This window comes from Elizabethkingia miricola (assembly GCF_001675285.1).
Classification (GTDB): Bacteria; Bacteroidota; Bacteroidia; order Flavobacteriales; family Weeksellaceae; genus Elizabethkingia; species Elizabethkingia miricola.
Genome location: NZ_LSGQ01000001.1, coordinates 287658 through 313376, shown reverse-complemented (window position 1 = coordinate 313376; position 25719 = coordinate 287658). Strand labels below are relative to the sequence as shown.

At 36.2% G+C, this 25719-nt stretch carries 27 protein-coding genes; 18 read left to right on the top strand and 9 right to left on the bottom strand.

The window, feature by feature from the left end; translation table 11 throughout:
- Positions 1–100: 100 nt before the first annotated feature.
- Both ATE49_RS01455 and ATE49_RS01450 read right to left on the bottom strand, forming a co-directional pair.
- Positions 101–949, bottom strand: coding sequence for an ABC transporter permease (locus ATE49_RS01455; protein ID WP_059154694.1), 849 nt, complete (start codon positions 947–949; stop codon positions 101–103).
- Positions 950–954: 5 nt separating this feature from the next.
- Complete coding sequence (locus ATE49_RS01450; protein WP_059154695.1) at positions 955–1845, bottom strand: ABC transporter ATP-binding protein; 891 nt, start codon at positions 1843–1845, stop codon at positions 955–957.
- 98 nt (positions 1846–1943) lie between these two features.
- Between ATE49_RS01450 and ATE49_RS01445 the strand changes: the two genes are divergently transcribed.
- Complete coding sequence (locus ATE49_RS01445) at positions 1944–3287, top strand: ATP-binding protein (protein ID WP_065080788.1); 1344 nt, start codon at positions 1944–1946, stop codon at positions 3285–3287.
- 171 nt (positions 3288–3458) lie between these two features.
- Here ATE49_RS01445 and ATE49_RS01440 read toward each other — a convergent pair whose 3' ends face one another.
- Positions 3459–4025 carry a Crp/Fnr family transcriptional regulator gene (locus ATE49_RS01440; RefSeq protein WP_059343988.1) on the bottom strand — a complete coding sequence of 189 codons (567 nt, stop codon included), beginning with the start codon at positions 4023–4025 and terminating at the stop codon, positions 3459–3461.
- Between the two features lie 175 nt (positions 4026–4200).
- Between ATE49_RS01440 and prfB the strand changes: the two genes are divergently transcribed.
- The 6 genes from prfB (at position 4201) to ATE49_RS01410 (ending at position 9741) form a co-directional block, all read left to right on the top strand.
- Positions 4201–5310, top strand: coding sequence for a peptide chain release factor 2 (prfB, locus tag ATE49_RS01435; RefSeq protein ID WP_059154698.1), 1110 nt, complete (start codon positions 4201–4203; stop codon positions 5308–5310).
- A gap of 9 nt (positions 5311–5319) precedes the next feature.
- Positions 5320–5796, top strand: coding sequence for a cupin domain-containing protein (locus ATE49_RS01430; RefSeq protein ID WP_059154699.1), 477 nt, complete (start codon positions 5320–5322; stop codon positions 5794–5796).
- A 94-nt stretch (positions 5797–5890) separates the two neighbouring features.
- On the top strand, positions 5891–6568 hold the full coding sequence (locus tag ATE49_RS01425; protein WP_059343989.1) for a DedA family protein: 678 nt from the start codon (positions 5891–5893) through the stop codon (positions 6566–6568).
- 95 nt (positions 6569–6663) lie between these two features.
- Complete coding sequence (dnaG, locus tag ATE49_RS01420; protein WP_059154701.1) at positions 6664–8583, top strand: DNA primase; 1920 nt, start codon at positions 6664–6666, stop codon at positions 8581–8583.
- 70 nt (positions 8584–8653) lie between these two features.
- Positions 8654–9337, top strand: coding sequence for an ATP-dependent Clp endopeptidase proteolytic subunit ClpP (gene clpP / locus ATE49_RS01415; RefSeq protein ID WP_009091431.1), 684 nt, complete (start codon positions 8654–8656; stop codon positions 9335–9337).
- Between the two features lie 170 nt (positions 9338–9507).
- On the top strand, positions 9508–9741 hold the full coding sequence (locus tag ATE49_RS01410) for a hypothetical protein (RefSeq protein WP_009091434.1): 234 nt from the start codon (positions 9508–9510) through the stop codon (positions 9739–9741).
- Here the strand turns inward: ATE49_RS01410 and ATE49_RS01405 are convergent, their stop codons facing one another.
- The 3 genes from ATE49_RS01405 to ATE49_RS01395 form a co-directional block, all read right to left on the bottom strand.
- Complete coding sequence (locus ATE49_RS01405) at positions 9742–10158, bottom strand: EamA family transporter (protein WP_059154702.1); 417 nt, start codon at positions 10156–10158, stop codon at positions 9742–9744.
- 17 nt (positions 10159–10175) lie between these two features.
- The gene (locus ATE49_RS01400; protein WP_065080787.1) at positions 10176–10874 is read right to left on the bottom strand and encodes a VIT1/CCC1 transporter family protein; all 699 of its coding nucleotides are present in this window, start codon (positions 10872–10874) and stop codon (positions 10176–10178) included.
- 155 nt (positions 10875–11029) lie between these two features.
- Positions 11030–11452, bottom strand: coding sequence for a GNAT family N-acetyltransferase (locus ATE49_RS01395; protein WP_065080786.1), 423 nt, complete (start codon positions 11450–11452; stop codon positions 11030–11032).
- A 142-nt stretch (positions 11453–11594) separates the two neighbouring features.
- Here ATE49_RS01395 and ATE49_RS01390 point away from each other — a divergent pair, with 142 nt between their 5' ends.
- Positions 11595–12512, top strand: a complete 918-nt coding sequence (locus ATE49_RS01390; RefSeq protein WP_260255533.1) for a hypothetical protein — start codon at positions 11595–11597, stop codon at positions 12510–12512.
- A gap of 21 nt (positions 12513–12533) precedes the next feature.
- Here the strand turns inward: ATE49_RS01390 and ATE49_RS01385 are convergent, their stop codons facing one another.
- Entirely contained in the window at positions 12534–13454 is a 921-nt protein-coding gene (locus ATE49_RS01385) for a DMT family transporter (RefSeq protein WP_065080784.1), read from the bottom strand.
- A gap of 129 nt (positions 13455–13583) precedes the next feature.
- On the opposite strand from ATE49_RS01385, the gene ATE49_RS01380 reads away from it, so the two are divergent.
- A complete protein-coding gene (locus ATE49_RS01380; protein ID WP_065080783.1) occupies positions 13584–14054 on the top strand; it encodes an Lrp/AsnC family transcriptional regulator in 471 nt (156 codons plus the stop codon).
- Positions 14055–14136: 82 nt separating this feature from the next.
- Here the strand turns inward: ATE49_RS01380 and folP are convergent, their stop codons facing one another.
- Positions 14137–14997, bottom strand: a complete 861-nt coding sequence (gene folP / locus ATE49_RS01375) for a dihydropteroate synthase (RefSeq protein WP_065080782.1) — start codon at positions 14995–14997, stop codon at positions 14137–14139.
- 53 nt (positions 14998–15050) lie between these two features.
- Between folP and ATE49_RS01370 the strand changes: the two genes are divergently transcribed.
- The 8 genes from ATE49_RS01370 to ATE49_RS01335 all read left to right on the top strand — a co-directional run bounded on the left by ATE49_RS01370 (position 15051) and on the right by ATE49_RS01335 (position 23453).
- Positions 15051–15587 carry a DUF1599 domain-containing protein gene (locus tag ATE49_RS01370; protein ID WP_059154709.1) on the top strand — a complete coding sequence of 179 codons (537 nt, stop codon included), beginning with the start codon at positions 15051–15053 and terminating at the stop codon, positions 15585–15587.
- 41 nt (positions 15588–15628) lie between these two features.
- On the top strand, positions 15629–16714 hold the full coding sequence (locus tag ATE49_RS01365; RefSeq protein WP_065080781.1) for a BT_3928 family protein: 1086 nt from the start codon (positions 15629–15631) through the stop codon (positions 16712–16714).
- A 58-nt stretch (positions 16715–16772) separates the two neighbouring features.
- Positions 16773–18242, top strand: a complete 1470-nt coding sequence (locus ATE49_RS01360) for a M28 family peptidase (protein ID WP_065080780.1) — start codon at positions 16773–16775, stop codon at positions 18240–18242.
- A gap of 45 nt (positions 18243–18287) precedes the next feature.
- Positions 18288–18641 (top strand): hypothetical protein, encoded by a 354-nt coding sequence (locus tag ATE49_RS01355; protein ID WP_059154712.1) that lies wholly within the window; start codon positions 18288–18290, stop codon positions 18639–18641.
- Positions 18642–18674: 33 nt separating this feature from the next.
- Positions 18675–20801, top strand: coding sequence for a S9 family peptidase (locus tag ATE49_RS01350; RefSeq protein WP_065080779.1), 2127 nt, complete (start codon positions 18675–18677; stop codon positions 20799–20801).
- A 22-nt stretch (positions 20802–20823) separates the two neighbouring features.
- Positions 20824–21582 (top strand): triose-phosphate isomerase, encoded by a 759-nt coding sequence (tpiA, locus tag ATE49_RS01345; RefSeq protein WP_034871098.1) that lies wholly within the window; start codon positions 20824–20826, stop codon positions 21580–21582.
- A gap of 36 nt (positions 21583–21618) precedes the next feature.
- Positions 21619–22446, top strand: coding sequence for a 50S ribosomal protein L11 methyltransferase (gene prmA, locus ATE49_RS01340; RefSeq protein WP_065080778.1), 828 nt, complete (start codon positions 21619–21621; stop codon positions 22444–22446).
- A 62-nt stretch (positions 22447–22508) separates the two neighbouring features.
- Positions 22509–23453: an SH3 domain-containing protein gene (locus ATE49_RS01335; protein WP_222149596.1), complete on the top strand. Its 945-nt coding sequence runs from the start codon at positions 22509–22511 to the stop codon at positions 23451–23453.
- A gap of 195 nt (positions 23454–23648) precedes the next feature.
- Here ATE49_RS01335 and ATE49_RS01330 read toward each other — a convergent pair whose 3' ends face one another.
- Positions 23649–24494: a M23 family metallopeptidase gene (locus ATE49_RS01330; RefSeq protein WP_065081003.1), complete on the bottom strand. Its 846-nt coding sequence runs from the start codon at positions 24492–24494 to the stop codon at positions 23649–23651.
- Positions 24495–24683: 189 nt separating this feature from the next.
- Between ATE49_RS01330 and ATE49_RS01325 the strand changes: the two genes are divergently transcribed.
- Entirely contained in the window at positions 24684–25694 is a 1011-nt protein-coding gene (locus ATE49_RS01325; RefSeq protein WP_057267694.1) for an NAD(P)H-dependent glycerol-3-phosphate dehydrogenase, read from the top strand.
- Positions 25695–25719: the final 25 nt, after the last annotated feature.

Below are 25719 nucleotides of genomic sequence, written 5' to 3'. Positions count from 1 at the left end.
TTGGGTAAAAAAATAAAGGAGCTTTCTCCTTTATTTTCGGGGAAAACTCCTTTTGAATATGGTCTGAATTTATGCTGATATAATATCGATCAGAATGGATTTACCAGTCTCTTTTCTTCAGAATATAGTAAGAACCATAAACGAAGAGTATACACCAGAAAATACATGCAATAACACTTTCGGTAGGGTATTCAAATTTATAAGGAACACCAAAGATTTTCATGGCTTTTAATCGCATTACCGGGTTTGGAATTAGTTGTGACATGCTTTCCAATGGAAGAACTTTTGAAATAAAGAATGAATCGTGCATTACAGTTGCTGCCTGCTCATTATTCAATCCTTTGAATTTGGAATAGCTTTCAATACCACCAAAGATAGCCTCGGCAATCCACCACATAAAAGATGCAAGCAATACAAAGATTGATTTTCTTAACAGAATCGACAGGAACATAAGGAAGCTAAAGAACGTAAACAGCTTCAGGAAATAGTGACCTATGAAAAATATTTCTTTGAAAATTAATTCGGATTGTGTCGACTCTGAATAGGAAAGACCTATTGCCAGGGTAATACCGAAAACAATAAGAGTGGAGATAAAGGTGAATATAAAAATAGTAAGCAGTTTTGAGCCTATAAATTCCTCTCTGCTGAGTCCGTCAATAGTATTTTGTTTAAACATTCGGTTTGTGAATTCCTGGCAAATAGAAAAGACAATAATAAGTCCAAGGAATATTTTCAGGAGAGCAACGATCCAGGTTGTAAAGTTCCAGATTTCCGGAAAATTATAAATTCCCTGATCTTTTAAATTGATCTGAAAGCCTTCTGAAAATTTTATATCGACAAGTCCGATAAACAGAAGAGCTATTAATATAATGAAATATAAGGTTGTAAATACTTTGAAAGGCCTGTAAGTAAGGTTTTTATAGTATTCTATTGCAATTAATCTTTTCATCGTTGTTATTTTTTTACAAGTTCAAGGAATTGAGCTTCAAGAGATTGTTTCTTTTTAGCGAGATGAGACAGGTAAATACCTTTTTCAGATACCTTTCTGTTAAGCTCAGAGGCCGATAAATCTTCATGAATATTGGCAATGATAATTTCTCCGTTTTGTTTCAGATCTGAAAACAAGTTAAGTTCTTCAAGTATTTTAAGAAGCAAGTCATTGTTATCTGCTCTCAGCTCAAAGTAACCTTTGGAATTTGTCATACCATCAACACTGCCACTGTATATTGCATTTCCTTCTTTTAGTACGATAACATGACTGCATATTTTCTCGATCTCATCCAGAAGGTGGCTTGCGATAATAATGGTTATGCCTTGTTTGGCAATATCAGAGATAATATTCCGGATCTGGATTATCCCTTCAGGATCCAGTCCGTTTGTCGGCTCATCCAGAATTAGAACCTGTGGATTGTTCAGTAATGCGGAAGCTATGGCCAGTCGCTGTTTCATTCCCAGAGAAAAAGTTCTGAAAGGATCATCTTTTCTTTCGAGAAGACCTACGGTAGAAAGTACTTTATCTATTTCCGAATAAGGAGTCCCTTTTATTTCAGCGACAATTTTCAGGTTTTTAGCAGCACTCAGGTAAGGATAGAAATTAGGCTGCTCAATAATGGCTCCTATCTTTTTTAAAGTTTCTGTGGAGGTTCCTTTTTTACCAAACCAGTACCATTCCCCGGAAGTTGGATTAATAGTTGTGAGAAGCATTCCGAATGTTGTTGATTTTCCACTTCCATTGGGTCCAAGAAGTCCATAGACATTTCCTTGTTCAACATCGAACGAAATATTGTTTACAACCGTTCTTTTAAATTTCTTTGTAAGATTCCTGACGGATAAAACTTTTTCCATTTTTAGTTTTATTTAATAGTAGTTAAAAAATCATAAATGTTACAATCGGGGAGAATTCTAATGAAATAGTTGTATCTTGAATTAAAATTTCAAAACGGATGAAACTAGCAGAGCTTACAAATGATCTTACAATTTCTAAGGAGAGTATAAAACAGTTTATACAGGATTTTGATCTGGGAGTAGAGGATGTAATGGATGGACAGCTGAATCTTAAAGATAATTTTGTACAGTTTGCAGAAGAAAATGCAGATTTTCTAAAGAAATATGCTGAAGATATTCGTGCTGAGAAAACATCTGAAGAGATTGCACAACGAATTAAGAAACCCGTAGAACAGGTAGATGAGGTCTTAAAGAAAGAATGCCCTAACTTGTTTGAAGCCAACGGCTATAAAACAAGTATTTCCAGTTATGGTATTGACAATAAACTGGGGGGAGACTACAATTTTATCTATAACTATTTTGGAAAACAAACCCCGCTTACACAGCATAATTTTATAGGATACAGAGATCTGTTTTTTTATGTTACGGATATTATAGAACCGTTTATTAATCCCAACCAGCTGGAAAATTGGGGAATTGCAAAACCTGCAGGTATTATACTGTATGGTCCTCCCGGTAGCGGTAAAATTTTCTGGGCTAAGAAAATAGCAGAAATGATTGGCTATGATTTCGTGGAGGTAAGAAACGATTATCTTTCGGTACGCTATAATGACGGTAAGATGAGAAAGTTTAAAGATTTTCTCTTTGGCAAAATGAAAAAGCCGAAAACATTACTGTTTATGGAGCATTTTGAAGATGTGGCATTGGAAAAAACAGCTGATGTTGTATTAACACCAGAGGCATTGGAAGTTAAAAATGCCATTTTACATGCTATACAGAATAATCTGAAAGATGAAGCTTTATTTGTAGGCTCTACAGATGCTCTTGCCGGATTCGATGAAGAAATACTGGCACCAGGCAGATTTGATTTACTCATTCCTGTTTTTCCACCCAATGAAGATGAAAGAGCACAGTTAATTCTGTATCATATGATGAAGAATCTGATAGAAAGTTCTCCACTCCTGAAAATTCTGAAAGATAATAAAGCGGACAAAAAGCCTTTCTGGGAAGGGACTGCAGAAAAAATGAAGCTATTCTCTAATACAATGATGATCGACTTTACTCAGGGAATAAAGAAAAGACTGCATTCCGAATATATGCGCCTGCAGGGACAGAATGTTATGATTTCTGAAAAGATTATTAATGCTGCCTTAAGCGAGTCTTTAGCAAAACTTACTCCTGAATACCTGAACCAGTGTGCTGTTTTTATCTCGGAGTTTAATCAGAATCTTTCTACGGAATTCCCGTTACGTATTCAGAAACTAAGTGAAGAGCTGGATCATTACCGTATTAAAGAAGAGCCTATACGAAAAATTGGATTTAATCAGGAGGATGAAGATTAAGATACAACCGAAGAAAAATATTGCCTGAATTAATCAGGCAATAAATTTTTTCTCAAAGCCTAGGTGCTTTTTTTTCATTTGTGAGTTTGAGATTTGAGAAAGGTTTAATCCTTAAAGTCAGAAACCAAGGCAAAAATATAGATTTTTTTAAACAGAGGAAATGAATTCAGGTTAAAAAATCCGTCTTCTGATCCTGCTTAAAGCCTGTGGTGTTACTCCGATGTAAGATGCAATATATTTTAGCGGAATTCTTTTTATGACTTCCGGATTCTGCTTAAAGAGGTTTTCATATCTCTCCTGTGGAGATTTAGTCAGCAAAGAAAACTCTCTGTCAGCCCTTTCTACATAAGCTTGTTCGTTCAGTATTCGTCCAATTTTATCCCACTTAGTAGATTGTTGATAGAGATCCTGTACATCATGCCATGAAATTCTTAAAAGATTGGTGTCTTCCAATGCCTGAAGTGAATATCTGCATGGCGTTTGAGTAATGAAAGAATCATATGCGGAAACAAAGTCATGCTCAAAGGCAAAATAGAAAGTAGCTTCAGCTTCACCTCTTTCTATAAAACGCCTTACGATGCCTTTTTCTATGTAATATGCATATCGTTCCACGCTTCCTTTAGGTGTTATAATATCTCCTTTTTTATAGCTCTTACTGGATATTTTTTGCTGGTAATAATTAAATTCAGCATCAGTTAGCCTGATAATGTTATCAAACAATTCTCTTATTTTTTCCATCAAATTAGTTGTGTGTTTTTAAAAAATGTGCTTTTATTTATTTGTATCTGTGTGTTGTATAGGTATATGATACCTACAATTATAGTAAATATAATGGTTTTTTTGAAAAATCAGAATTTTTTGTTAATTAATAAATTATTATCAGCATTCATTGTCTAAGTTTTATCTTTGCGAAATGATAAATAATGAGCAAACAAAAGATGTGCTAAAACGCATCGATGATCTATATAAATATCTACAGATTGAAAAAAAGCGGATAGAAATTGTTAATGATGATGAGAAAACAGCTGCTCCTGAATTCTGGAATGATCCCAAAGAAGCCGAAGTCTTTTTAAAGCAGCTTCGGGGGAAAAAAAGATGGGTAGAAGGCTATGATGAGATCAGAAGTACTTTTGAAGATTTATTGGTTTTACAAGAGTTTGCGAAAGAAGATCCTGAAAGTGAGAAAGAGTTGGATGAAGCATTTCCACAACTGGTTGAAAAAATTGAAGAGCTGGAGTTTCGTAACATGCTTTCTAATGAAGGTGATGAATTATCTGCGGTTGTTCAGATTACTGCAGGAGCCGGTGGGACTGAAAGCTGCGACTGGGCGAGTATGTTGATGCGGATGTATGTAATGTGGGCAGAAAAACAAGGTTTTAAGGTAAAAGAACTCAACTATCAGGAAGGTGATGTGGCCGGAGTAAAAACGGTAACACTGGAAATAGACGGTGATTATGCTTTCGGTTATCTGAAAGGAGAGAACGGGGTACACAGATTAGTGCGTATTTCCCCTTTTGATTCCAATGCCAAGAGACATACCAGCTTTGTTTCTGTATATGTCTATCCTTTGGTAGATGACACTATTGAAATTAATATTAATCCTGCTGATATTACTTTTGAGACTATGCGTGCCAGTGGAGCCGGTGGGCAGAATGTAAACAAGGTAGAAACTGCAGTACGTTTACGACATGCACCGACAGGTATTATCATTGAAAACTCCGAAAGCCGTTCGCAGTTGCAAAACAAAGAGAAAGCAATGCAGCTCTTAAGATCCAGATTATATGAAATCGAATTGGAAGAGCGTATGAAAGCCCGTAATGAAATTGAGGCTAATAAAATGAAAATCGAGTGGGGAAGCCAGATTCGTAACTACGTAATGCATCCGTATAAATTGGTGAAAGATGTACGCTCTGCATACGAAACCTCGGATGTAGATGGTGTTATGAATGGTAATATCACACCGTTCCTAAAAGCCTTCTTAATGAATGAAGGGCAGAACTCAGCAGAAGAAGATATATTTTAAAAAAGAAAAATGTCAGAAATTCCTAAAATCCCAAGAAGAATAGTTACAGGCATTAAAGATGGTAAATCTGTAATAGCAGAAGACAGTATTGTAACCAATATCAATGAAGATATTAAAGGTCTTGTACTTTCTGATATCTGGTCTACCGATACCTTTCCAGTAGATTTAGATAAGACTCTTGTTATAGAGAATACTCCCATACCAAAGGTGCCTGCTAATGGTACCTACTTTAGGTATGTAAGCATTCCTCCGGATAAAGAGCTAGGAATAGAGGTAAAAGAAGGGTTACCACATCCACTAATGCACCAGACAAAAACACTGGATTATATTGTTATTCTTTCCGGTGAAATATATTTGATATTAGAGGAGGGTGAGACTTTACTAAAACCTGGAGATATTGTTATTCAGCGTGGCACGAATCATGCATGGAGTAATCGATCGGACGAAAACTGCATCCAGCTGGCGATACTTCTGGATGCAAAATAAAATACGGACTGAATTTTAACAAAAGATTAAATAGATTCTGTCATTAGAATTTTTTAATTTTATTTATATTTGTCAATCATAATAAAACTACTGAATGGAAAGTTGGAAAGACCTGCTTAACCCCGATTTTTATATTACAAACGGAGGGCTTTGGATTGTGTTGTTTATTATTTTTGCTGAAACCGGTTTATTTGTAGGTTTCTTTCTGCCAGGAGATAGTTTGCTATTCGTTTCTGGTATATATGCAACTAAGATTATATCCGAAAGTTTTGGATCTACGGGAAGTGATTTTATTGACACAACAATATTAGCATCATTAATAGCTATTGCAGCTATTGTAGGTAATATGATCGGTTATTGGTTTGGATACAAAAGTGGACCAATGTTATATGAAAGAAAGGATACCTGGATTTTCAAGAAAAAATATCTGTTCAAAGCACATGATTTCTTCGAAGACCATGGTAAAGTAGCAGTTATTATGGCGAGATTTCTTCCGGTTGTGAGAACATTTGCTCCTATTGTTGCCGGAATCGTGAAAATGGACAAAGGACGTTTCTTGGTATACAATGTAATTGGAGGTGTACTTTGGTCATTCTCTTTGGTATATGCCGGACATTATTTGGATAAATTTTTCCAGGTTCAGTTTGGTATAGATTTGAAAAGACATTTGGAGTGGATCATTATTATTATTGTGATTATTACTACGGCTCCTGTTGTTATTAAATTGCTTTCAGGCGGAGATAAGAAAAAAGAAATAGAGGGGTCAAATTAATTTTCCCTGATATACAGATAGATTGAGATTGCTTTTGGCAATCTCTTTTTTTCTTCAATAAATAAATTAATATTTTTACTTTTTAAAAACTTAGTATGATTTCGAAAACCACAATAGATAAAATTTTCTCCGCTGTAAGAGTGGAAGAGGTGGTTGGTGAATATGTACAGCTAAAACGTGCTGGTGGAAATTACAAAGGTTTAAGCCCTTTTCACGATGAAAAATCGCCTTCATTTGTAGTATCTCCAAGTAAGCAGATCTGGAAAGATTTCAGTTCCGGAAAAGGGGGGACTGCAGTGTCTTTCCTGATGGAAATCGAAAACTTTACCTATCCTGAAGCATTGCGCCACCTGGCTAAGAAATATGGCATTGAGATAGAGGAAGATGTTCAGGAGATATCGGAAGCTGAAAAAGAATCCCGTAATCAGCGGGAGCTATTATATAAAATACATGAGGTTGCCAATAACTTCTTTCAGGAGCAGTTGTATGATACTGAAGAAGGACAAAATATTGGTCTGTCCTATTTCCGAGAAAGAGGTCTGAATGATGAGATTCTGAAAAAGTTCCAGTTGGGATATTCACCGGAACTTAAGAATGCTTTTACCAAATCTGCTAAAGAAAAGGGCTATGATAAAGATCTTCTGGAGAAATCTGGATTGTCTATTTTTCCGGAAAATGCTCCTGATGGTATCGACCGTTTCCGCGAACGTGTAATTTTTCCTATTCTTAGTTTTTCGGGAAGAGTATTAGGCTTCGGTGCCAGAATTCTGAAAAGTAATGTAAAAACAGCCAAGTATCTCAACTCACCCGAGACGGAGATCTATCATAAATCCAATGTACTCTACGGAATTGCTCAATCCAAACAGGCAATATCCAAAGAAAACCACTGCCTTCTTGTGGAAGGTTATATGGATGTTATTTCACTGCATCAGTCAGGCATTGAGAATGTTGTGGCCAGTAGCGGTACAGCCCTGACAAAAGAGCAGATCAAGCTAATCAAAAGGCTTACGCCTAATGTAACAATCCTGTTCGATGGTGATGCTGCCGGAATTAAGGCCTCATTCAGAAGTATCGATCTACTTTTAGAAGACGGGATGAACATTAAGGTAATGTTATTCCCGGACGGACATGACCCCGATAGTTTTGCCAAAGCCTTTCCACAGGACTACGTAAAAAGCTATATTGCAGAGCACGCAGTAGATTTTATTCATTTCAAAATAGATGTTCTTCAGAAAGATGCCGGAGACGATCCTTTTAAAAGAGCAGATCTTATAAAAGAAGTTGTAAAGAGTATCGCTTTTGTTCCGAACAATCTTCAACAGGAGATATTTATACAGCAGGCATCCAAATTATTACATGTTTCCGAGCAAAACCTGTTCAATGAACTACAGGTTCAGAAAACCGGAATACAACATCAGGAAAAACCTAAAACTCCGCAAATCCAGCCTAAACTGGAAAAAGTGGAGATGTCCCAGATTGAAACCATTAATCCGTTATTGCTATTAGAGGAAAAACTGGTGGAACTTATGCTGAAATATGGTGATAAAGAGATTGTAAGAAAAAAAGAAGAGGGAACGGTAAAGTCTTCTGTTATTCAGGAGATTTTGAATCATTTTGATGAAGATTCTTATGAAATTCAGATTCCTCTGCATCAGAAAATTGTTGATGAAATCCGGAAAGGAGCTGAACAAAGTGAACTAAGATCCGGAAAATTTTTCTTTAGTCTGATGGATGAAGAGGTGAACCAAAAGGTTGCCGATGCACTGATCGATCCTTACCAGCTAAGTGACTGGAATAAGTTCAATATTTACTTTAGCTCGGAAGAAGATGTTGTAGAAAAGATGGTTCAGGATATTATTCTCCGTCATAAACGGGAGTATATACTGAAGATTATAAAGGACTTACAGGTGAAAGTGCAGGAGGATCCGGGTAACGATGTACAGTATTATGCCACAATTGTAAAGCTCACCAGGCTTAAAATGGAACTGGACAAAGTATTATACAGGATATTGTAATTAATTTCTGCCAGAATGTCCGTATATTCGTTTGGAACAAAATTAGTAACACAATAGAAAAATTAATTCAATGGATATTAAAAAAGAATTTAGAGATTACGCAGTAAAACACCTTGGAGTGAATGGTCTTGCTGCTGATCAGTATATGGGTATATATGGTCCAACCAATTTAACGCCATACATTATGGAGGAGCGTCGTCTGAATGTAGCGCAAATGGACGTTTTTTCCCGTTTGATGATGGACAGAATTATCTTCCTTGGAACAGGGATCGATGATCAGGTTGCCAACATTGTAACGGCTCAGTTATTATTCCTGGAAAGTGCTGATCCTGCTAAAGATATTCAGATCTATATCAACTCTCCTGGTGGTAGTGTATATGCCGGATTAGGAATCTATGATACAATGCAGATTATCAAACCAGATGTTGCTACAATCTGTACAGGTATGGCAGCGTCAATGGGTGCTGTATTATTGGTAGCCGGAGAAAAAGGTAAGCGTTCTGCTCTTAAGCATTCAAGAGTTATGATTCACCAGCCAAGCGGAGGTGCTCAAGGGGTAGCTTCCGATATGGAAATCAACCTTCGTGAAATGCTTAAATTGAAAACAGAATTATACGATATCATCGCTCACCATTCAGGTCAGACCTACGAATGGGTAGAGAAATCTTCCGATAGAGATTACTGGATGACTTCTGAAGAAGCTAAGAGTTTCGGTATGGTAGATGAGGTATTACAGCGTAAAGAAGAGAAATAATTTTTTTCGTAGCATATTTGTTTAGAAGGAAGGCGTAAAATCTATAGATTTTACGCCTTCTTTTTATTTAATAAAAACACAATTTTGGAATGTTTCGATAAACATAAAAAATACATTTATATTTTCTAAGGAAGCTTTGACGGATGGAGAAGCTTTTTTACTTTTGCAGCATGAAAAATATTCAGATAAAAACCGAGGAGTTTTTTGAATTACTGAAGCTGCAGGATGCTTCTATGTGGGACGTTTTCGAGAAAATGATAGATGGAGAAGAGAAACAGATTATCTTCTTGGATAAGGATGAAAAAGTAGTAACAACTTATATTCTGCCTCAAACTATTGATCAGTTGAAAGCCGATAAAGAGATCTTCAATAAAACATTTACGGAGAAATTATCTCAGAACTAATTATTTTAGCAATAAAACAATTGTTCCGGCTATAATTAGTCCTGCACCAATTGCAGTTTTAGTATCTATTGTTTCGCGTAAAAATATAGCAGCTAATATTATCGTGAGTGCTATACTTAGTTTGTCTATAGGAGCTACTTTAGATACATCTCCCATTTGTAAAGCTTTAAAATAGAATATCCAGGATAGCCCTGTTGCTATTCCGGATATTGTTAAAAATATAATATTGGTTTTGGTTAGGCTTGTTATCTCTTTTGCTTCTCCACGTGCAATAACAATTCCCCATATCATGACAAGTACAACTACTGTACGAACAGCTGTAGCAAGATTAGAATTGATGTTTGAAACACCTATTTTAGCAAATATTGCAGTGAGTGAAGCAAATAAAGCGGAAAGAAGAGCATAGATCCACCACATAATATATTAATATTTAATTAAGATGCATTGACCCCGAACAGGTAGCCTACCAATGCCGTTAGTGCCATAGCAGCAGTTCCCCAGAAGCAGATTCTTATAACCGCTGTGCTGATTTTAGATCCTCCGGCCTTAGCGGCGACGGCACCCAGAATCATGAGGAATATAATGGAAAAACCATATTCGTAATAAAGCATTTGTGGTATTGGCGCAAATATAGCCACAAGAAATGGTAATATTGCCCCTACAGTAAACGAGGCAAATGATGAAGCGGCGGCTTGCAAAGGTCTTGCTGTTGTAATTTCATTGATCCCCAATTCGTCACGGGCATGAGCTTCCAGGGCGTCATGTTTTGTGAGCTCTTCTGCAACTTTTAAAGCCAGTTCAGAGTCTAGTCCGCGAGCTTCATATATTTTGGCCAGTTCTTTCAATTCTATCTCAGGGATTCTTTCCAACTCTCTTGCTTCCCTTTCTAAATCAGCTTTTTCAGTATCTGCCTGTGAGCTTACCGATACATATTCACCTGCAGCCATAGACATTGCGCCGGCAACAAGACCCGCTAATGCGGCTAGTATAATTGCTTCTCTTGAAGGTGTAGCAGCTGCTACACCAATAGTGATACTGGTAGTAGAAAGAATACCGTCATTAGCCCCCAGAACAGCAGCTCTTAACCATCCTACGCGATTTACATAATGTTTTTCTAAATGGTGATGCGTCATTTCCAGCTTTTTAAAGAATGATTGAAAAGTAAGAGATTTGATACTTACGTAAATTTATGTAAAAATCTGGTTAAAAGATAATGGAAGTGGCTGATTTACTTTAGTGAATGAAATTTTTAAATTGCCTAAATAAAATTAATCCAAATCATTTTCTTTTAATCAATCTTCTTCTGATAAAAGAAACGGGAAAATCCACGTGGGAAATCCTCTTCTGTTCCTACTTTTATAAATCCCAGTTTTTCATAAAACTCCGGAGCCTGATAAGAAAAAGTATTTAGGCTCAGGTAGCTGCATTTTCTTTTTTTAGCTTCTGTTTCTGCTGCAGATATTAGTTTTGATCCTATACCTTTGTGTCTGTAATCCGGATGAACAGCCAGGCGTTTTATTTCTAAGGTTCCCCACAAAGAACGGCCAATGATTCCACCAACAATCTCTTCGCCATCATAGATTACAATTTCTACATCTTCATTGATTTCATCTTCAAAAGAAATAGCACGTTCCTGATTGTATTGGTTAAGGAAATTAGTGATAACTTCATCGGTATGTTCGGTAATTACGGAATTGATTTCTAATTTCATAAGAAGTATTTATGTGAGGATATAGATTTTATGCGGACTAATATATTGTTTTTAGCTACCAGAGTATATAAAAAAACAATATATTTAATCAAAAAGCAAGTGTATGAAAATTAAGATAAGGTTATATTTTATATTTTTTTTGATGTCAGGTGTACTGATTCTGGCTCAATATAAGAATACAGATGTTGAAGGAGTCTATAATGGAGGAGGTACTTCTTTTATTATCAAACAAGATAATACCTTTTTAGTTGTTGCAATGGGTACTCTGATAAAAGGAACATGGGGTATTGATAAAAATATAATGACACTGACTCCTAAAAATCCTGATGCTCCGTTTTATCTTTATGCAAGAAAAAATCCGGATATAAAAGGCGGAATGCGGTTGATGATTTCTGGAAACGATTCTGCTAATGATATTTATTTGGGCACATTTCCCAATAAAATGAAGCGCCTTTTTAATGAAGAAGCAAACTGTTTTGACTATCCTTATGTACATCAATCGAAAGAACTTCCAGAAATTCTGACTTTTATAGATCGGACTAAATCGGATAATCCTTATCAGGCACAAGCGCAGAATATGATGCAGCATTTCCAGACAGCGGGTTATAATGATTTTATTGTGCAGTATATGAGTCCTAATCTTTATCATAACCCATTCCGGTTTGAAATAAAAAAAGAAGGATTAAAACCTTTATTTGATACAGATAGTAAGATCATCAAAAAACAGAATTTAAAAGAATTCTTTAAAAATGAAAAAGAGCTGCAGTTTTTAGAAAACTCTTTTGACATGGCTTATAATACAGATTCTAAACTTGTCAATTATGCTTACAATACTAATGATGATATGTCTGAAAAAATAGACATAACTCAATATAAATACGATCCGGTACGTAATGTCTATGTCAATCCTTATGCACCATCCAAAAGTTTAAACTATAAAAGCGATGATTTTCATTATACCGATGTTCTAATGAAGTTTGACAGGATAAAATCCGAAAATAAAACAGTTCCGGACTTTAAACCACTTTCTGGTTCTGTATTCGTTGCAAAATGTCAGTAAAAGCTCTGTTAATCTAAAAGATTAGGTACCAGACAGGCGCAGGGTTTTTTCCTTTTTGGTTTCATAGCTCAGCAGGAATATTGTAGATATGATCAGTAAGCTCCCAATCCAGTCGATATAAGTAAAAGGTACATGTAACCATAATACTGCAATAATCGTTGCAGAAAGTGGTTCGCCGGAAGCCAGAAGACTGCTTTTTTGACCACCAATTAGCTGAACTGCTGTCAGGTAAAAATAGAATGGAATTAATGTTCCGAAGATGACAATAAATGCAGTATACAGATATGCCTGGGTATCCCAATGCCCTTCAGCTTGCCATGGAGCTTTTACAAAGGAGAAAGCAATGCCGCCAATCAGCATTCCCCAGCCAATGATAACAGCTGAATTATATTTATTAAGAAGCTTTATGGGTTGTAATGTATAAATAGCAAGAGCAAAAGCTGAGGCAATACCAAAGAATAAAGCAGTGGAGGATATATTTAGTCTTCCCATATCACCATGTGTTACCAGTATAAAAGTACCGAGAACAGCAAAGGCTATAGCCACAAAGTCTATGAATCTGGGGATTTTTTTGTTTTTAATAGCCAGATAAACAGCTATGATTACAGGTCCTGCATATTGTAATACGGTTGCCGTCGCAGCATTGGAATGTTTAATAGCAGCGAAATAAGTATACTGAACCATCAGCATACCCGTAATACCAAATAATACCAGTTTTATTGCATCTTTTTTATCTTTCCAGACAGTCCATAAATCGGGTTTTTTACCAAAGGCACCAATGGATAAGAGTATTGCACCGGAAATAAGCATTCGAACGGTAATCATCCATTCTACACTGACCCCTCTCTGTTGGAATAGAAATTGTCCGAAGGTACCGGAGATACCCCATAATGATGCAGCGATAAGTGCTAAAAGAAAGCCTTTGGTGTTTGTACTTTTCATATCGTTGTGAAAAATTAGGAATAGAAATTAGTTTATCATATTTATTGTGCGAAATTACTTCAAAACTCATGTGTTTTTTCTTTAATTTTAACCACTTATTTGCAATTTTGTTTCATATTAAACCTGCTTATGGAAGATTTGGATAAATTCGATTTACAGATACTGGATATTCTGCAGAAGGATAATCAGACTTCACAACGTGATATTGGTGATAAAATAGGGCTTTCTGCTGCTGCTGTACAGCGGCGTATTAAGCGGATGCGTGAAAATAAAATTATTACATCAGATATTTCTGTAATTGATCCGGAAAAAGTAGGTGCACAAATCTTGTTATTTGTAGAAGTAGAGCTGGATACCGATAAAATTGAATTTATTGATGATATTAAAAGAACCTTCAGTAAGGTACCTCAGATTCAGCAGTGCTATTATGTAACCGGCGAAGTAGATTTTGTGCTGGTAATGGTCGTCAATACAATGCAGGAATACGAATTATTGACAAGACAATTATTCTTCAGCAATACCAATATCAGACGTTTTAAAACTTTTGTCAATATGCATACAGTGAAAAACGGCCTACAGATACCTATTTTAGGAAGTTAGAAGTACGAGATTAGAAGTTAGAAAATGTAGAGTAAACAATTCAACGATTCAACAATTTAATAATATATAAAAAATAGGTGAATCAATAATTGTTCAGGAAAAGATCAATTGTTTTTTTAGTTTCATCGACATCGTGTACCCGCAAGATTTTTGCTCCTTTATGCAGTAATTTTAAATGTAACTTTTGGGTTTCTTCTACAATTTCCAAAGGTGATTTACCCAGAGATTTATAAATAAAAGATTTTCTGGAAATACCAATAAGTAAAGGAAGTCTTCCGAATCCGAAATATTCAGCTTCTTCAGTCATTTTATACTGGTCTCCTATTGTTTTTCCGAATCCAAATCCGGGATCCAATATAATATCGTGTACCCTTAGTTCTGTGAGCTCCCGAACTTTTTCAGAGAAAAACTGATTGATACTAAGTGTAATGTCCTTGTGCTGTATTTTATCATGCATCTCTCCAAAGCTTGGATTAATATGCATTAAAATATAAGGCAAGCCTGTTTCAGCAGCCGTTTTAAACATTTGGTAATCAAACTGACCACCTGAAATATCATTGATGATGTCCATGCCTTCATCTGCTGCATATTTTACCGTTTCAGCATAAAACGTATCAACAGATATCAGCGTTTCCGGAAACTCTTTTTTCAGTAATGAGATTACTTTACCCAAGCGCTCCGTTTCTTCTTTTGCATCAATCTGCTTTGAATTAGGATTGGTAGACTGGGGGCCTATATCGATGATAGAAGCACCTTCTGAAATCATTTTTTCTGCATGCTTCAAAGCTGCCTTTTCCTGACCAAACTGTCCGCCATCAGAGAAAGAATCCGGAGTGAGGTTCAGAATTCCCATGATGAGTGGTTTTTCAAGGGAAACTAATTTTCCACGGCAATTGATACTAAAATTATGATTTACAGAAAGTTGTTTTTTATAAGTGTTCATCAGCTTTTTCGCTTTAGGCTAAATTTGTATCTTTGGCATTACAACGCTAATTTATGCAAAATACAGCAATTGAGTTTGATGAAATAATCTCTGGGTGCAGAGATTTGTTTAGTAAAAAAATGCACGATTACGGAGCTGCTTGGCGGGTATTACGCCCAAGTTCTATTACCGATCAGATTTACATAAAAGTAAACCGTATCCGTACCCTGCAAATGACGACAGTGAAGATGGTAGATGAAGACGAAAAGGGAGAGTTCATCGCTATTGTTAATTATTCTATTATTGGATTAATTCAGCTGGAAAAAGGACTTGCCGAATCACTGGACGACGATCAGGAGCAAATCCTGAAGTTATATGATCATTATGCTAACGAAGCCAAAGAGCTTATGCTGCGTAAAAATCATGATTATGGCGAGGCATGGCGTGAGATGAGGATTTCCTCCATTACCGATTTAATCTATCAGAAAGTATTGAGAACAAAACAGATTGAAGATAATAAAGGGAAAACTCTGGTTTCCGAAGGTTTAGATGCCAATTATTTTGATATGCTGAACTATGCCGTTTTCTGTCTCATTAAAATGAAAGATTAGGCATCTGAGCTAAAATTTATTAAACACCATAATTATATAAGATGAAAAGATTTATCAGAGTTTTTGTAGCCATTATATTTATTATATCGGGCTTTGTAAAAGCAGTAGATCCTGTAGGATTTTCCTTTAAACTGGAAGAATATTTCTCGCCTTCAGTATTTAATATTCCTTTTCTGGAAAAACTGGCATTGCCTATCGCTATAATAGTCGTTACAGTGGAACTTCTGTTAGGCGTTTTGCTGTTACTGAAAATAAGAGTAAAACGTACATTACTCTCACTTCTTATCATCTGTATATTCTTTGCTTTCCTTACTTTCTATTCTGCATATTTCAATGTGGTAACGGATTGTGGATGTTTCGGTGATGCGCTGAAAATGACACCATGGACCTCTTTTACAAAGGATATGGTATTGTTGGTGCTGATAGCGATATTGCTTAAAATGTATAATAATGACGAAAGCAATAAAGTGCATTTTCTGAAAAGTGGATTCCCGCGAATGACATTGTTTCTGTTAAGCTGTATTTTCCTTACTGTTATTATACTGAAAGGGATACTGGGAGAACCTTATATTGATTTCAGAGATTATAAAATCGATACAGACCTGAAAGCTGAAAAAGCGAAAATAGAAGCTAATCCTTCCGAATACGAGGTTTTCTATACCTTGAAAAATACGAAGACAGGAGAAGAGAAAACAATGTCCCAGAACGACTATCTTTCTACCAATATCTGGAAAGATGAAACCTGGCAGATAGAGTCTGATAAGACTAAGGAGAAACTGAAAAAGCAAGGTTACGATTCTACTATTAAAAACTTTAAGATTACAGATTCAGATGGACAGGATGTTACAGAGCAGATCCTTAACGAGCCAAGAATTGTAATGATCTTTACCTACAAGCCCGAAAAACTGTCGAAGGAACTGATTAGTAAAATTGAAAATGGGCTTTTAAGCAAAAAGTCTAAAGTATACGCGGTTTCTACACAGGAAAATACATTTACCAGAGTGCCGCACGGTACAATGGATGGTACGGCTATAAAAACCATTGCACGAAGTAATCCATTTGTATTAATTCTGGAAAATGGAAAAATTGTTTTCAAGCAGGAAGCGAAAGATTATTTTAATAATTAAGAATTCGGACTCTAGAAGGCTCTGACATTTTACATAGTAACCAGGTTTAATTAACAGAATGAAAAAGAAATATTTACAAGTGGTTATTGGTCTGGCATTTTTTTGCCTGGGCAATGCACAACAGTATAAAAAGCCATTGGTTTCGGCCATCAAAGAATCAGATCTTAGAACCGATATGTTCGAGATTGCTGCAGATCAATTTCGTGGCAGGGAAGCGGGAACCCTAGATGAACTTAAGGTATCTATGTGGCTGGCTAATAAAGCCAGTGAGTCCGGAATGAAACCTGCAGGAGATAACGGAACTTTTTTTCAGTTTTATGAAATGTACAGACATCAGGTGTCTCCGCAAAGCAGCCTGAAGATTGGAGATCGTGATTTAAAATTATGGAAAGACTTTCTGGTAACAGAACCGGTAAATGCTAGTATCAATGCTGATATGTTATATGCCGGAAATGCAGAACCGGAAGACTTACAGAAATTGAATATTAAAGGAAAAGTTCTGGTTGTCAACAGTTCGGCAAAAGGGATAAAGCAAGATATGTTTCTTTTCCAGAGACGGTATCCTGGATTTGTAAAAGCAAAATACTATAATACCGCTTTTAAGCTTGGAGCAAAGGCTATTATATTTATTACCGATGATATTGCTGAAAAAAGCTGGGTAGAAGTATATCCGCAGATGACAAGAGGTCTGTATGGAGTTGAGGGGCTGAGAGAGAAAGTAGAAAATAACATGCCTGTATTATGGATCAGAAAATCTGATGCAGATCAGTTGAAAAATAGTACAAAGGTTTCATTAAATCTGATGACCGATACTTACAGATATCCTTCTGTAAATGTTATTGGTAAAATAGAAGGTACAGACCCGAAATTAAAAAATGAATACGTTCTGATTAGCGGCCACCAGGATCATGATGGAATACGGCATCCTGTAAAGAATGATACAATTTATAATGGTGCGGATGATAATGCCAGTACCTGTGTAGCAATGCTGGCTATGGCAAGAGCCTATAAACTGCAGCCCGGTAAAAGAAGTATTCTTTTTGTATTTCATGGTGCTGAGGAAAGGGGATTATTGGGATCCAGATGGCATGCATCCCATCCTGTAGTTCCGAAAGAGCAAATCGTCGCTGTACTGAACGGAGATATGATCGGTAGGAACAGTAATGATGAAGCAGCTTTATTAGGCGGAAATACTCCGCATAAAAATTCCGAAGAGCTTGTGAAGATGGCTGAGGAAGCTAATAATGAAGGAACAAAATTCAGATACCTGAAAGACTGGGATTCTCCTGAGCATGCTGAATATTTTTACTTCAGAAGCGATCATCTTCCATATGCAAGGATTGGAATTCCGGCATTGTTTTTTACCAGTGTTTTGCACAATCAGTATCATACCCCTCAGGATGAGTCAGAAAATATCAATTACAAAAAACTGTATAAGATGACAGAATGGATGTACAGAACTTCATGGAAAGTAGCCAATGAATCTCAACGTCCGGGTTTAATTCCTAATTTTTCTTTAGAAAGATAGAAGATGGAATTTTAATAACTAAATTTGAAAAAGAAACATATAAAAATGACACATAAATCGAACAAATCAATCGCAGGATACCACCTGTTAATGATTTTATCAGCAGTAGATTATAAATTTCACCCTGAAGAAGAGAAGGTAATTAAAGAATATATAGAAGACGAGTTTCCTTTTTTTGTAAGCCTTGATGCTGAAACAGAAATAATAGCTAATCTAAGTCCTAGTGAATGGGAAAAGCATTTTGAATTTCATGCACAGTGCTTTTATGATGATTCTACAGAAAAAGAAAGAAAAGATTTTCGTCAGTTTGCTAAAAAACTAATTAAAGCAAATGATGAGGTGAGCGAAGAAGAACACCAGTTTTATTCCTCGATGAAATCTATCTGGAAGATGAAATAATACCAGACAACACACAACACAAAAAGCGAATATATGAAAAATAAATACCTAGGATTAATATTTATGAGTACGACTATACTTCAGGCTCAGCAATTTCCTGATATAAAAGCACCAGTTGCCGAAAAACAGGAACATATACGGGAGATTCACGGCGATAAAGTAAATGACCCTTATTACTGGATGATAGATTACTTCAAAAAAGGAGCTAACTCTGAAAAAGTTGTAGACTATCTGAAAGCTGAAAATACTTATTGGACAACGATGATGAAGAATACGGAACCTTTCAGGGAGAAACTTTTCCAGGAAATGAAGAACCGCATCAAGGAAAAGGACGAATCTGTTCCGGTTTTCAGAAATGGTTATTACTATTATACCCGTACAGACGCTGGTAAGCAATATTTTAAATACTGCCGGAAAAAAGGAGATCTTAAAGCTCCTGAAGAAATACTTTTAGATGTGGATAAACTTGCCGAAGGACATCCTTATTATTCTGCAGTAGGTTTTAGTGTAAGTCCGGATAATAATAAGATGATTTATGGTGTAGACGATGTATCCAGGAGACAGTACAAGCTTTTCCTGAAAGATTTGTCTACAGGTAAAACCACTGATCTGGGTATTATAAATACAACAGGGGGCGCAACCTGGGCTAATGATAACAAGACTATTTTCTATACAGCTAAAAATCCCGAAACACTTTTAACGGAAAAAATCTTCAGACATAGCTTGGGAACCGATCCTTCAAAAGATGTGCTGGTGTATGAAGAGAAAGATAAAAGTAACTATATCGGTGTTGGGAAATCTAAGAATGAGAAATTCATTATGATTTCTTCGGGAGCTACAACTTCTTCCGAAATAAGATATCTGGATGCAGATAACCCTGCAGGAACATTCAAGGTGTTCCAACCAAGAATGAAGGATGTGATATATGATGTTACGCCTTTGGAAGACAGATTCCTGGTTACAACCAACAAAGATGCCTTAAACTTTAAAGTTGTAGAAACTCCTTTGGACAAAACAGGAATTGAAAACTGGAAAGACTTTATCCCGCACAGAAAAGATGTGCTAATGGAAGGGATTACAGAATTCAAAAATTATCTGGTATTCAGTGAAAGACAAAACGGACTTTCACAACTGGTGATATATGACAGAAAAACCGGTAAAAAAGAGTTTCTGAAATTTGATGAACCTGCATATACCGTTTATTCATCCGGAAACCCGGAATATAATACCGATAATTTCCGTTTTGGTTATACTTCTATGATTACGCCGAGTTCTCAGTTTGAACAAAATCTGAAAACAGGAAAAAGAACATTGTTGAAACAGCAGGAAGTTCTGGGTGGTTATGATAAAAATAATTATGAAACCGAAAGGCTTTTTGCTATAGCAAAAGACGGGACTAAAATTCCTATTTCCATTGTTTATAAAAAAGGCTACAAGAAAGATGGCAAAGCTCCTTTACTTTTATACGCTTACGGTTCCTACGGAAATTCTATGGATGCCACATTCAGCAGTACAAGATTAAGCCTTTTGGACAGAGGATTTGCTTACGCTATAGCACATATCCGCGGTGGACAGGAGATGGGAAGACAATGGTATGAAGACGGTAAAATGATGAAAAAGAAAAATACTTTTACCGATTTTATTGATGCCGGAGAATATCTGGTGAACCAAAAATATACTTCTCCAAAGCATCTGTACGCTCAGGGAGGAAGCGCTGGAGGTCTGTTAATGGGAGCTGTTGTAAATATGAAGCCTGAACTGTGGAATGGTGTAATTTCCCAGGTTCCGTTTGTAGATGTTGTAAATACAATGCTGGATGAAAGTATTCCGTTAACCACAAATGAATATGACGAGTGGGGGAATCCTAATAATAAAGAAGCTTATTTCTATATGAAGTCTTATTCTCCATACGAGAATGTAGAAAAGAAAAACTATCCTAATCTTTTGGTCACTACAGGTTTACACGATTCTCAGGTACAGTATTTTGAACCTGCGAAATGGGTGGCGAGATTGAGAGATATGAAAACCGATAAAAATGTACTGATGCTGAAAACCGATATGGACTATGGTCATGGCGGAGCTTCAGGAAGATTCGATTATCTGAAAGACGTTGCTTTAGTATATGCTTTTATGTTCAAACTAGAAGGAATTAATAAATAACTTAACAAAACTTATATAAACTATGAGAAAGAAAATCGTTGCAGGAAACTGGAAAATGAATAAAAATTATACTGAAGCTCAGGAATTAATGCATGAGCTAGACAGATATAAAAAGCATAATGCTATCAACTGTGAGGTTTACATTGCACCACCAGCGCTTTATATAACCACTGCAAAAAATATTTTCCTAAATGATAACGTAGGAGTTTTTGCTCAGGATATGTCGGAACACACCAGCGGCGCTTATACTGGTGAGATTTCAGCTGATATGCTGGCTTCAGTAAATGCAACAGGTGCTATTATTGGGCACTCTGAGAGAAGACAGTATCATGGAGAAACCGACAGCCATTGCAATAGAAAAGTGAAATTAGCTTTAGATAATGGTCTTGTACCAATCTACTGTAACGGAGAAACTTTGGAACAGCGTAAATCAGGACAGCATTTTGAAGTTATTAAAAACCAGACTGAGGTTGCACTTTTCACACTTTCAGCAGAAGAAATTAAGAAAGTTGTAATCGCTTACGAACCAGTTTGGGCTATCGGAACCGGAGAAACTGCTTCGCCAGAGCAAGCTCAGGAAATTCATGCACATATCCGTTCACTTATTGCAGCTAAATACGGACAGGAAGTAGCTGATGAAATTTCTATCCTTTATGGCGGAAGTGTAAAACCGGATAATGCAAAAGAAATTTTCTCTAAACCAGATGTAGACGGAGGTCTTATTGGAGGGGCTGCATTGAAAATAGAAGATTTCACTGCAATTATTAAGGCTTTTGACTAAACTTAAGCTAACTTTGCCAATTGCAACATTTTATAAATGACACAATACTTAGAATTCGATTTTAAAATAGAACCTGTAGAGCCTTGGAATGAAATTCTGATGGCTGAATTGATAGAGCAGGGATTTGACAGTTTTACTGAGAACCCGGATGGGATCTTAGCTTATATTCAGGCGGAATTACTTAATGAAGAAGAGCTTAAAAATCAGTGGCTGCTGAATCATGATGAGGTAAAGATTTCTTATACCTATAAGGAAATGCCTAACATCAACTGGAATGAAGAATGGGAGAAAAACTTCCAACCGATTAATGTAGAAGATAAAGTTTTAATCCGTGCGGAATTCCATGAATCACAAGGATTGGAAGAAGAAATTATCATTCAGCCGAAAATGTCTTTCGGAACCGGGCACCATGCTACTACATATCTTATGATCCAACAGATGATGGATATGGATTTCCATGGGAAAAAAGTGCTGGATATGGGATGCGGAACCTCCGTTTTAGCTATTTATGCTAAAAAGAAAGGAGCTTCAGATGTTTTAGGAATTGATATTGATGAATGGGCTGTGGAAAATTCCAGAGAGAATGCAGAACGTAATAATACACCAATGCGCGTAGAATTAGGAACTGCTGATAATCTGGGACAGGAAAAATTCGAGATTATTTTAGCAAATATCAACCGTAATATCCTAATCTCCGATATTCCACGTTATGTTGAGGTATTGGAACCGGGAGGCTCCTTATTGCTTTCAGGTCTGTGTTTCTTCGATGTAGACGATATTTTACAAGTCTGCAACGAACAGAATCTTCAGTTACAGAAGAAGTTACAAAGAGAAGAATGGGTTTCATTACTTCTGACTAAATAAAAATAAAGCCGAATCTAGTAAGATTCGGTTTTTTCTTATCTTTGAGAGCATTAATGATGATTATGAAAAAAACAATTTATTATTTTTTGGCTCTTAATATTTCTACCTTATATTTTGCTCAGCAAACAGCTGCTGTAGAAGTTGCTGTAAAGGCGCGAGATGCTGCGGATAAAGCTGCAGCTATTGCGGTACCAGTGGAAGAAGCTTATGAAAATTATATATTTCACAAAGAAGTTGGAAGTACTGCTAAAATATTTGTAGATAAAACCAATATCAGAGATCTTCCGGGTTTAACCGGAAATATTGTGGATGCATTGCCACAAGGGACTTCTGTGAAAATTATCCAGGAGACTAATATTATAAATAAGATACAGGAAAGAAGTGCCCAGTGGTATAAAATCCAGTACAATGGGAAAGAAGGATATGTCTGGGGAGCGAATCTAAGTGTAGCCAATAAGCTAGTGGATGGAAAAGAGTTCCTTTTTGGAATTAGCGGAACACAGAAGGTTATAGATATAGAAGGCATCAGCAGCAATGCATTAAAAGGAGAGGTGAGTGTTCTGGAAAAAGGAGAGCTTCTAGGTTTCGGAGTTTTCAATGCAGGTACCATGGAAAATATAGCAGGAGTTGAATTTAAGGTTGACAGAACTAAAAAATTCAAGAATATTGATTATATCATAGATGTATCTGTTTCTGGTGAAGCTTGTGGTATACCTACCTATAAGCAAACTTACTTTATGAAAAAGGAAGGATTCCTGGTGGCTTTACCCTTGTTGCAATCTGTAGGAGATGCCGGTGTTTATTACCATTCAGAAGATTATAACTTTACCGGAAAAACTGCAAATCAGTTTGTCATGACGACAGAAGAGGCAGAAAATGCTAACCCGGATAATGATGAGTATAAAATGGATGGATTTACCAAAACAGCTGTCTATGAATGGGACGGAGATAAAGTTATGGAAATGAGTTCTTCAGTTAAAAAATTTAAAGGAAAAAAACTACAATAAGTATTTAATATAATCAGAGGCCATTCTGATTAACAACACATAAAGAAAAACCCTCACATTTGTGAGGGTTATATTTTTTAGCTCGGTCGAAACATTTTCATTCACGAATGGTTAAAAAATCCTTCGACAGGCTCAGGATGACAGAGTGAAATACTTTTGGCATTTGAGACAGTCTCTTGTATTTTTTAGCTCGGTTTATTTTATTCCCAGAAATAATCTTGGGTTAACCGGAGTATTATTCTTATGTACTTCGTAATGAAGATGTGGTCCTGTGGAGCGCCCTGTATTTCCTGACTTTGCAATGACTTCACCTACTTTTATTTGCTGGTTAGGACTTACCAATACGCTGGATAAGTGCCCATATAAAGTAGCTAATCCGTTTCCGTGAGATACAATAACACAGTTTCCGTAGCCTCCTTTCTGTCCTGCAAATATTACAGTTCCCTGTGCAGCACTTCTTACATCAGAACCAAAAGGAACGGCAATATCCAAACCTTTATGAAACTGCATAACTTCCGGATCCTGGATTGGTTTTACTGTAGCTGTTGCAGTTCCTGCAGAATCCGTTTTAGGAAGGTTTACACCAGCCATCACAATTCTTTTTGGAGGAATAGGATTCTTTCTGACACCAAAGTTGGATGAGATTTCTCCGTTGGTGGGAATCCCAAGAGGAATTTGCTGAAGCTTTGTCTGATAGTCTACAAGAGCTTGCGTATACCGGTTAGCCTGCTGGCTCAGGTAAATACCGTTTGAAAGATTTTCAGCATCCAGAGATTCAATTTGTGGAGCCTCAATATTATTAGATGTCAAAAAGTTGGAAAGACTTTTAACAACTCTGTCCAATTGTGTAAGGTTGTTTTTTACTTCCGTATAATCCAGACTGTCTTTTTTATCTTTTATCTGTACCAGATTCACCTGATAGACTTTATCATCTTTTTTGTTTATAAAGTTTATCATAACTACAGCCTGTACCAGAACAACAGCTAATAGACCATATATAGTATATCTTAGATTCTTACGGGACGAAAAAAAATGTTTCATAAGCATGAAATGTTAGGGAGGCAAAAATAAATAAAATATTATAAAAACTTTACTGGTAAAAGTTATATTATGTTGTCAATCTGTTAATTAATGTTAAATATTTTGGTTCCTTTTCCTGAATAAATAAAGCCCAAAGTCTTGAATGTTTTATTGGTTAAGTTGTATATTTGTGGAACCTAAATTCTAATAATGGCTAAGAAGAAATCCGGGAACGGTATTAGCGTCGGCGTTGTAGGGAGCGGGAGTTTTGCTACTGCAATAGTAAAGATGCTGACAGAAAACTGTAAAACGATTCACTGGTGTGTAAGAAACGAATTTGTAAAAGGAGCGATAGAACTAAAAAAGCATAATCCTTCATATCTTACAGCTGTACTTTTTAACCTCAAACAGTTGCAAATAACAACAGATATCAACGAACTGGTATCTGCCTGTGATGTTATTATTCTGGCAACTCCCTCTATATATCTTGGTAAGACTTTAGAACCTCTGAATGTTGACCTTCAGGGAAAACTATTTGTGTCTGCAATTAAAGGGATTGTACCGGAACAAAATGATATTGTAGCACATTTTCTAAGAGAGAAACACAATATTGGTTTCCGAAGTCAGGCTGTAATTTCTGGCCCTTGTCATGCTGAAGAAGTTGCTATGGAGAGACTTTCTTATCTTACGGTTTCAGCTGCTGAAGAAGAAAATGCAGCTAAGGTTGCTAAACTTCTGGAGTCAGACTTCATCAAAGTAAACAAATCTTCGGACATTTTAGGAAACGAGTACAGTGCGGTTCTAAAGAATATTTATGCAATTGGTGCTGGAATAGCAGCAGGTCTGGGGTATGGAGATAACTTTAATGCAGTATATGTTTCCAATGCAATCCGCGAAATGGAATTGTATCTGGATGCAATATATCCCGAACCAAGAGACGTAAACCAATCTGCATTCCTTGGAGATCTATTGGTGACCGCTTATTCTTTATTTAGCCGGAACAGAATGCTGGGGAATTTAATAGGTAAAGGATATACTGTAAAATCAGCAATCCAGTCTATGAGTATGGTGGCGGAAGGTTATTATGCAACAAAAAGTATTTATGAAATCGGAAAGGAAAGGAAATTAAAGCTTCCGATCGTTAATACAGTGTATGAAATCCTTTATGAGGAAAAGAATGCTGAAAAGCAGTTTAAAAAACTAACAGCGAAACTTAACTAATCCTATAATATAAAATTGTTATAAT

Bases quoted from the DNA above. Each gene is read 5' to 3' on its own strand.
- ATE49_RS01440 (WP_059343988.1), bottom strand. From the start codon at position 4,025: ATGGAAAAAATAAGAGAATTGTTTGATAACATTATCAGGCTAACTGAT.
- ATE49_RS01385 (WP_065080784.1), bottom strand. From the start codon at position 13,454: ATGAAAAGTACAAACACCAAAGGCTTTCTTTTAGCACTTATCGCTGCA.
- ATE49_RS01380 (WP_065080783.1), top strand. From the start codon at position 13,584: ATGGAAGATTTGGATAAATTCGATTTACAGATACTGGATATTCTGCAG.
- ATE49_RS01350 (WP_065080779.1), top strand. From the start codon at position 18,675: ATGAAAAATAAATACCTAGGATTAATATTTATGAGTACGACTATACTT.
- ATE49_RS01355 (WP_059154712.1), top strand. From the start codon at position 18,288: ATGACACATAAATCGAACAAATCAATCGCAGGATACCACCTGTTAATG.
- ATE49_RS01445 (WP_065080788.1), top strand. From the start codon at position 1,944: ATGAAACTAGCAGAGCTTACAAATGATCTTACAATTTCTAAGGAGAGT.
- ATE49_RS01425 (WP_059343989.1), top strand. From the start codon at position 5,891: ATGGAAAGTTGGAAAGACCTGCTTAACCCCGATTTTTATATTACAAAC.
- ATE49_RS01330 (WP_065081003.1), bottom strand. From the start codon at position 24,494: ATGAAACATTTTTTTTCGTCCCGTAAGAATCTAAGATATACTATATAT.
- ATE49_RS01455 (WP_059154694.1), bottom strand. From the start codon at position 949: ATGAAAAGATTAATTGCAATAGAATACTATAAAAACCTTACTTACAGG.
- ATE49_RS01360 (WP_065080780.1), top strand. From the start codon at position 16,773: ATGAAAAAGAAATATTTACAAGTGGTTATTGGTCTGGCATTTTTTTGC.
- tpiA (WP_034871098.1), top strand. From the start codon at position 20,824: ATGAGAAAGAAAATCGTTGCAGGAAACTGGAAAATGAATAAAAATTAT.
- ATE49_RS01450 (WP_059154695.1), bottom strand. From the start codon at position 1,845: ATGGAAAAAGTTTTATCCGTCAGGAATCTTACAAAGAAATTTAAAAGA.
- folP (WP_065080782.1), bottom strand. From the start codon at position 14,997: ATGAACACTTATAAAAAACAACTTTCTGTAAATCATAATTTTAGTATC.
- ATE49_RS01390 (WP_260255533.1), top strand. From the start codon at position 11,595: ATGTCAGGTGTACTGATTCTGGCTCAATATAAGAATACAGATGTTGAA.
- ATE49_RS01410 (WP_009091434.1), top strand. From the start codon at position 9,508: ATGAAAAATATTCAGATAAAAACCGAGGAGTTTTTTGAATTACTGAAG.
- clpP (WP_009091431.1), top strand. From the start codon at position 8,654: ATGGATATTAAAAAAGAATTTAGAGATTACGCAGTAAAACACCTTGGA.
- dnaG (WP_059154701.1), top strand. From the start codon at position 6,664: ATGATTTCGAAAACCACAATAGATAAAATTTTCTCCGCTGTAAGAGTG.
- ATE49_RS01365 (WP_065080781.1), top strand. From the start codon at position 15,629: ATGAAAAGATTTATCAGAGTTTTTGTAGCCATTATATTTATTATATCG.
- ATE49_RS01370 (WP_059154709.1), top strand. From the start codon at position 15,051: ATGCAAAATACAGCAATTGAGTTTGATGAAATAATCTCTGGGTGCAGA.
- prfB (WP_059154698.1), top strand. From the start codon at position 4,201: ATGATAAATAATGAGCAAACAAAAGATGTGCTAAAACGCATCGATGAT.
- ATE49_RS01405 (WP_059154702.1), bottom strand. From the start codon at position 10,158: ATGTGGTGGATCTATGCTCTTCTTTCCGCTTTATTTGCTTCACTCACT.
- ATE49_RS01395 (WP_065080786.1), bottom strand. From the start codon at position 11,452: ATGAAATTAGAAATCAATTCCGTAATTACCGAACATACCGATGAAGTT.
- ATE49_RS01325 (WP_057267694.1), top strand. From the start codon at position 24,684: ATGGCTAAGAAGAAATCCGGGAACGGTATTAGCGTCGGCGTTGTAGGG.
- ATE49_RS01430 (WP_059154699.1), top strand. From the start codon at position 5,320: ATGTCAGAAATTCCTAAAATCCCAAGAAGAATAGTTACAGGCATTAAA.
- ATE49_RS01400 (WP_065080787.1), bottom strand. From the start codon at position 10,874: ATGACGCATCACCATTTAGAAAAACATTATGTAAATCGCGTAGGATGG.
- ATE49_RS01335 (WP_222149596.1), top strand. From the start codon at position 22,509: ATGAAAAAAACAATTTATTATTTTTTGGCTCTTAATATTTCTACCTTA.
- prmA (WP_065080778.1), top strand. From the start codon at position 21,619: ATGACACAATACTTAGAATTCGATTTTAAAATAGAACCTGTAGAGCCT.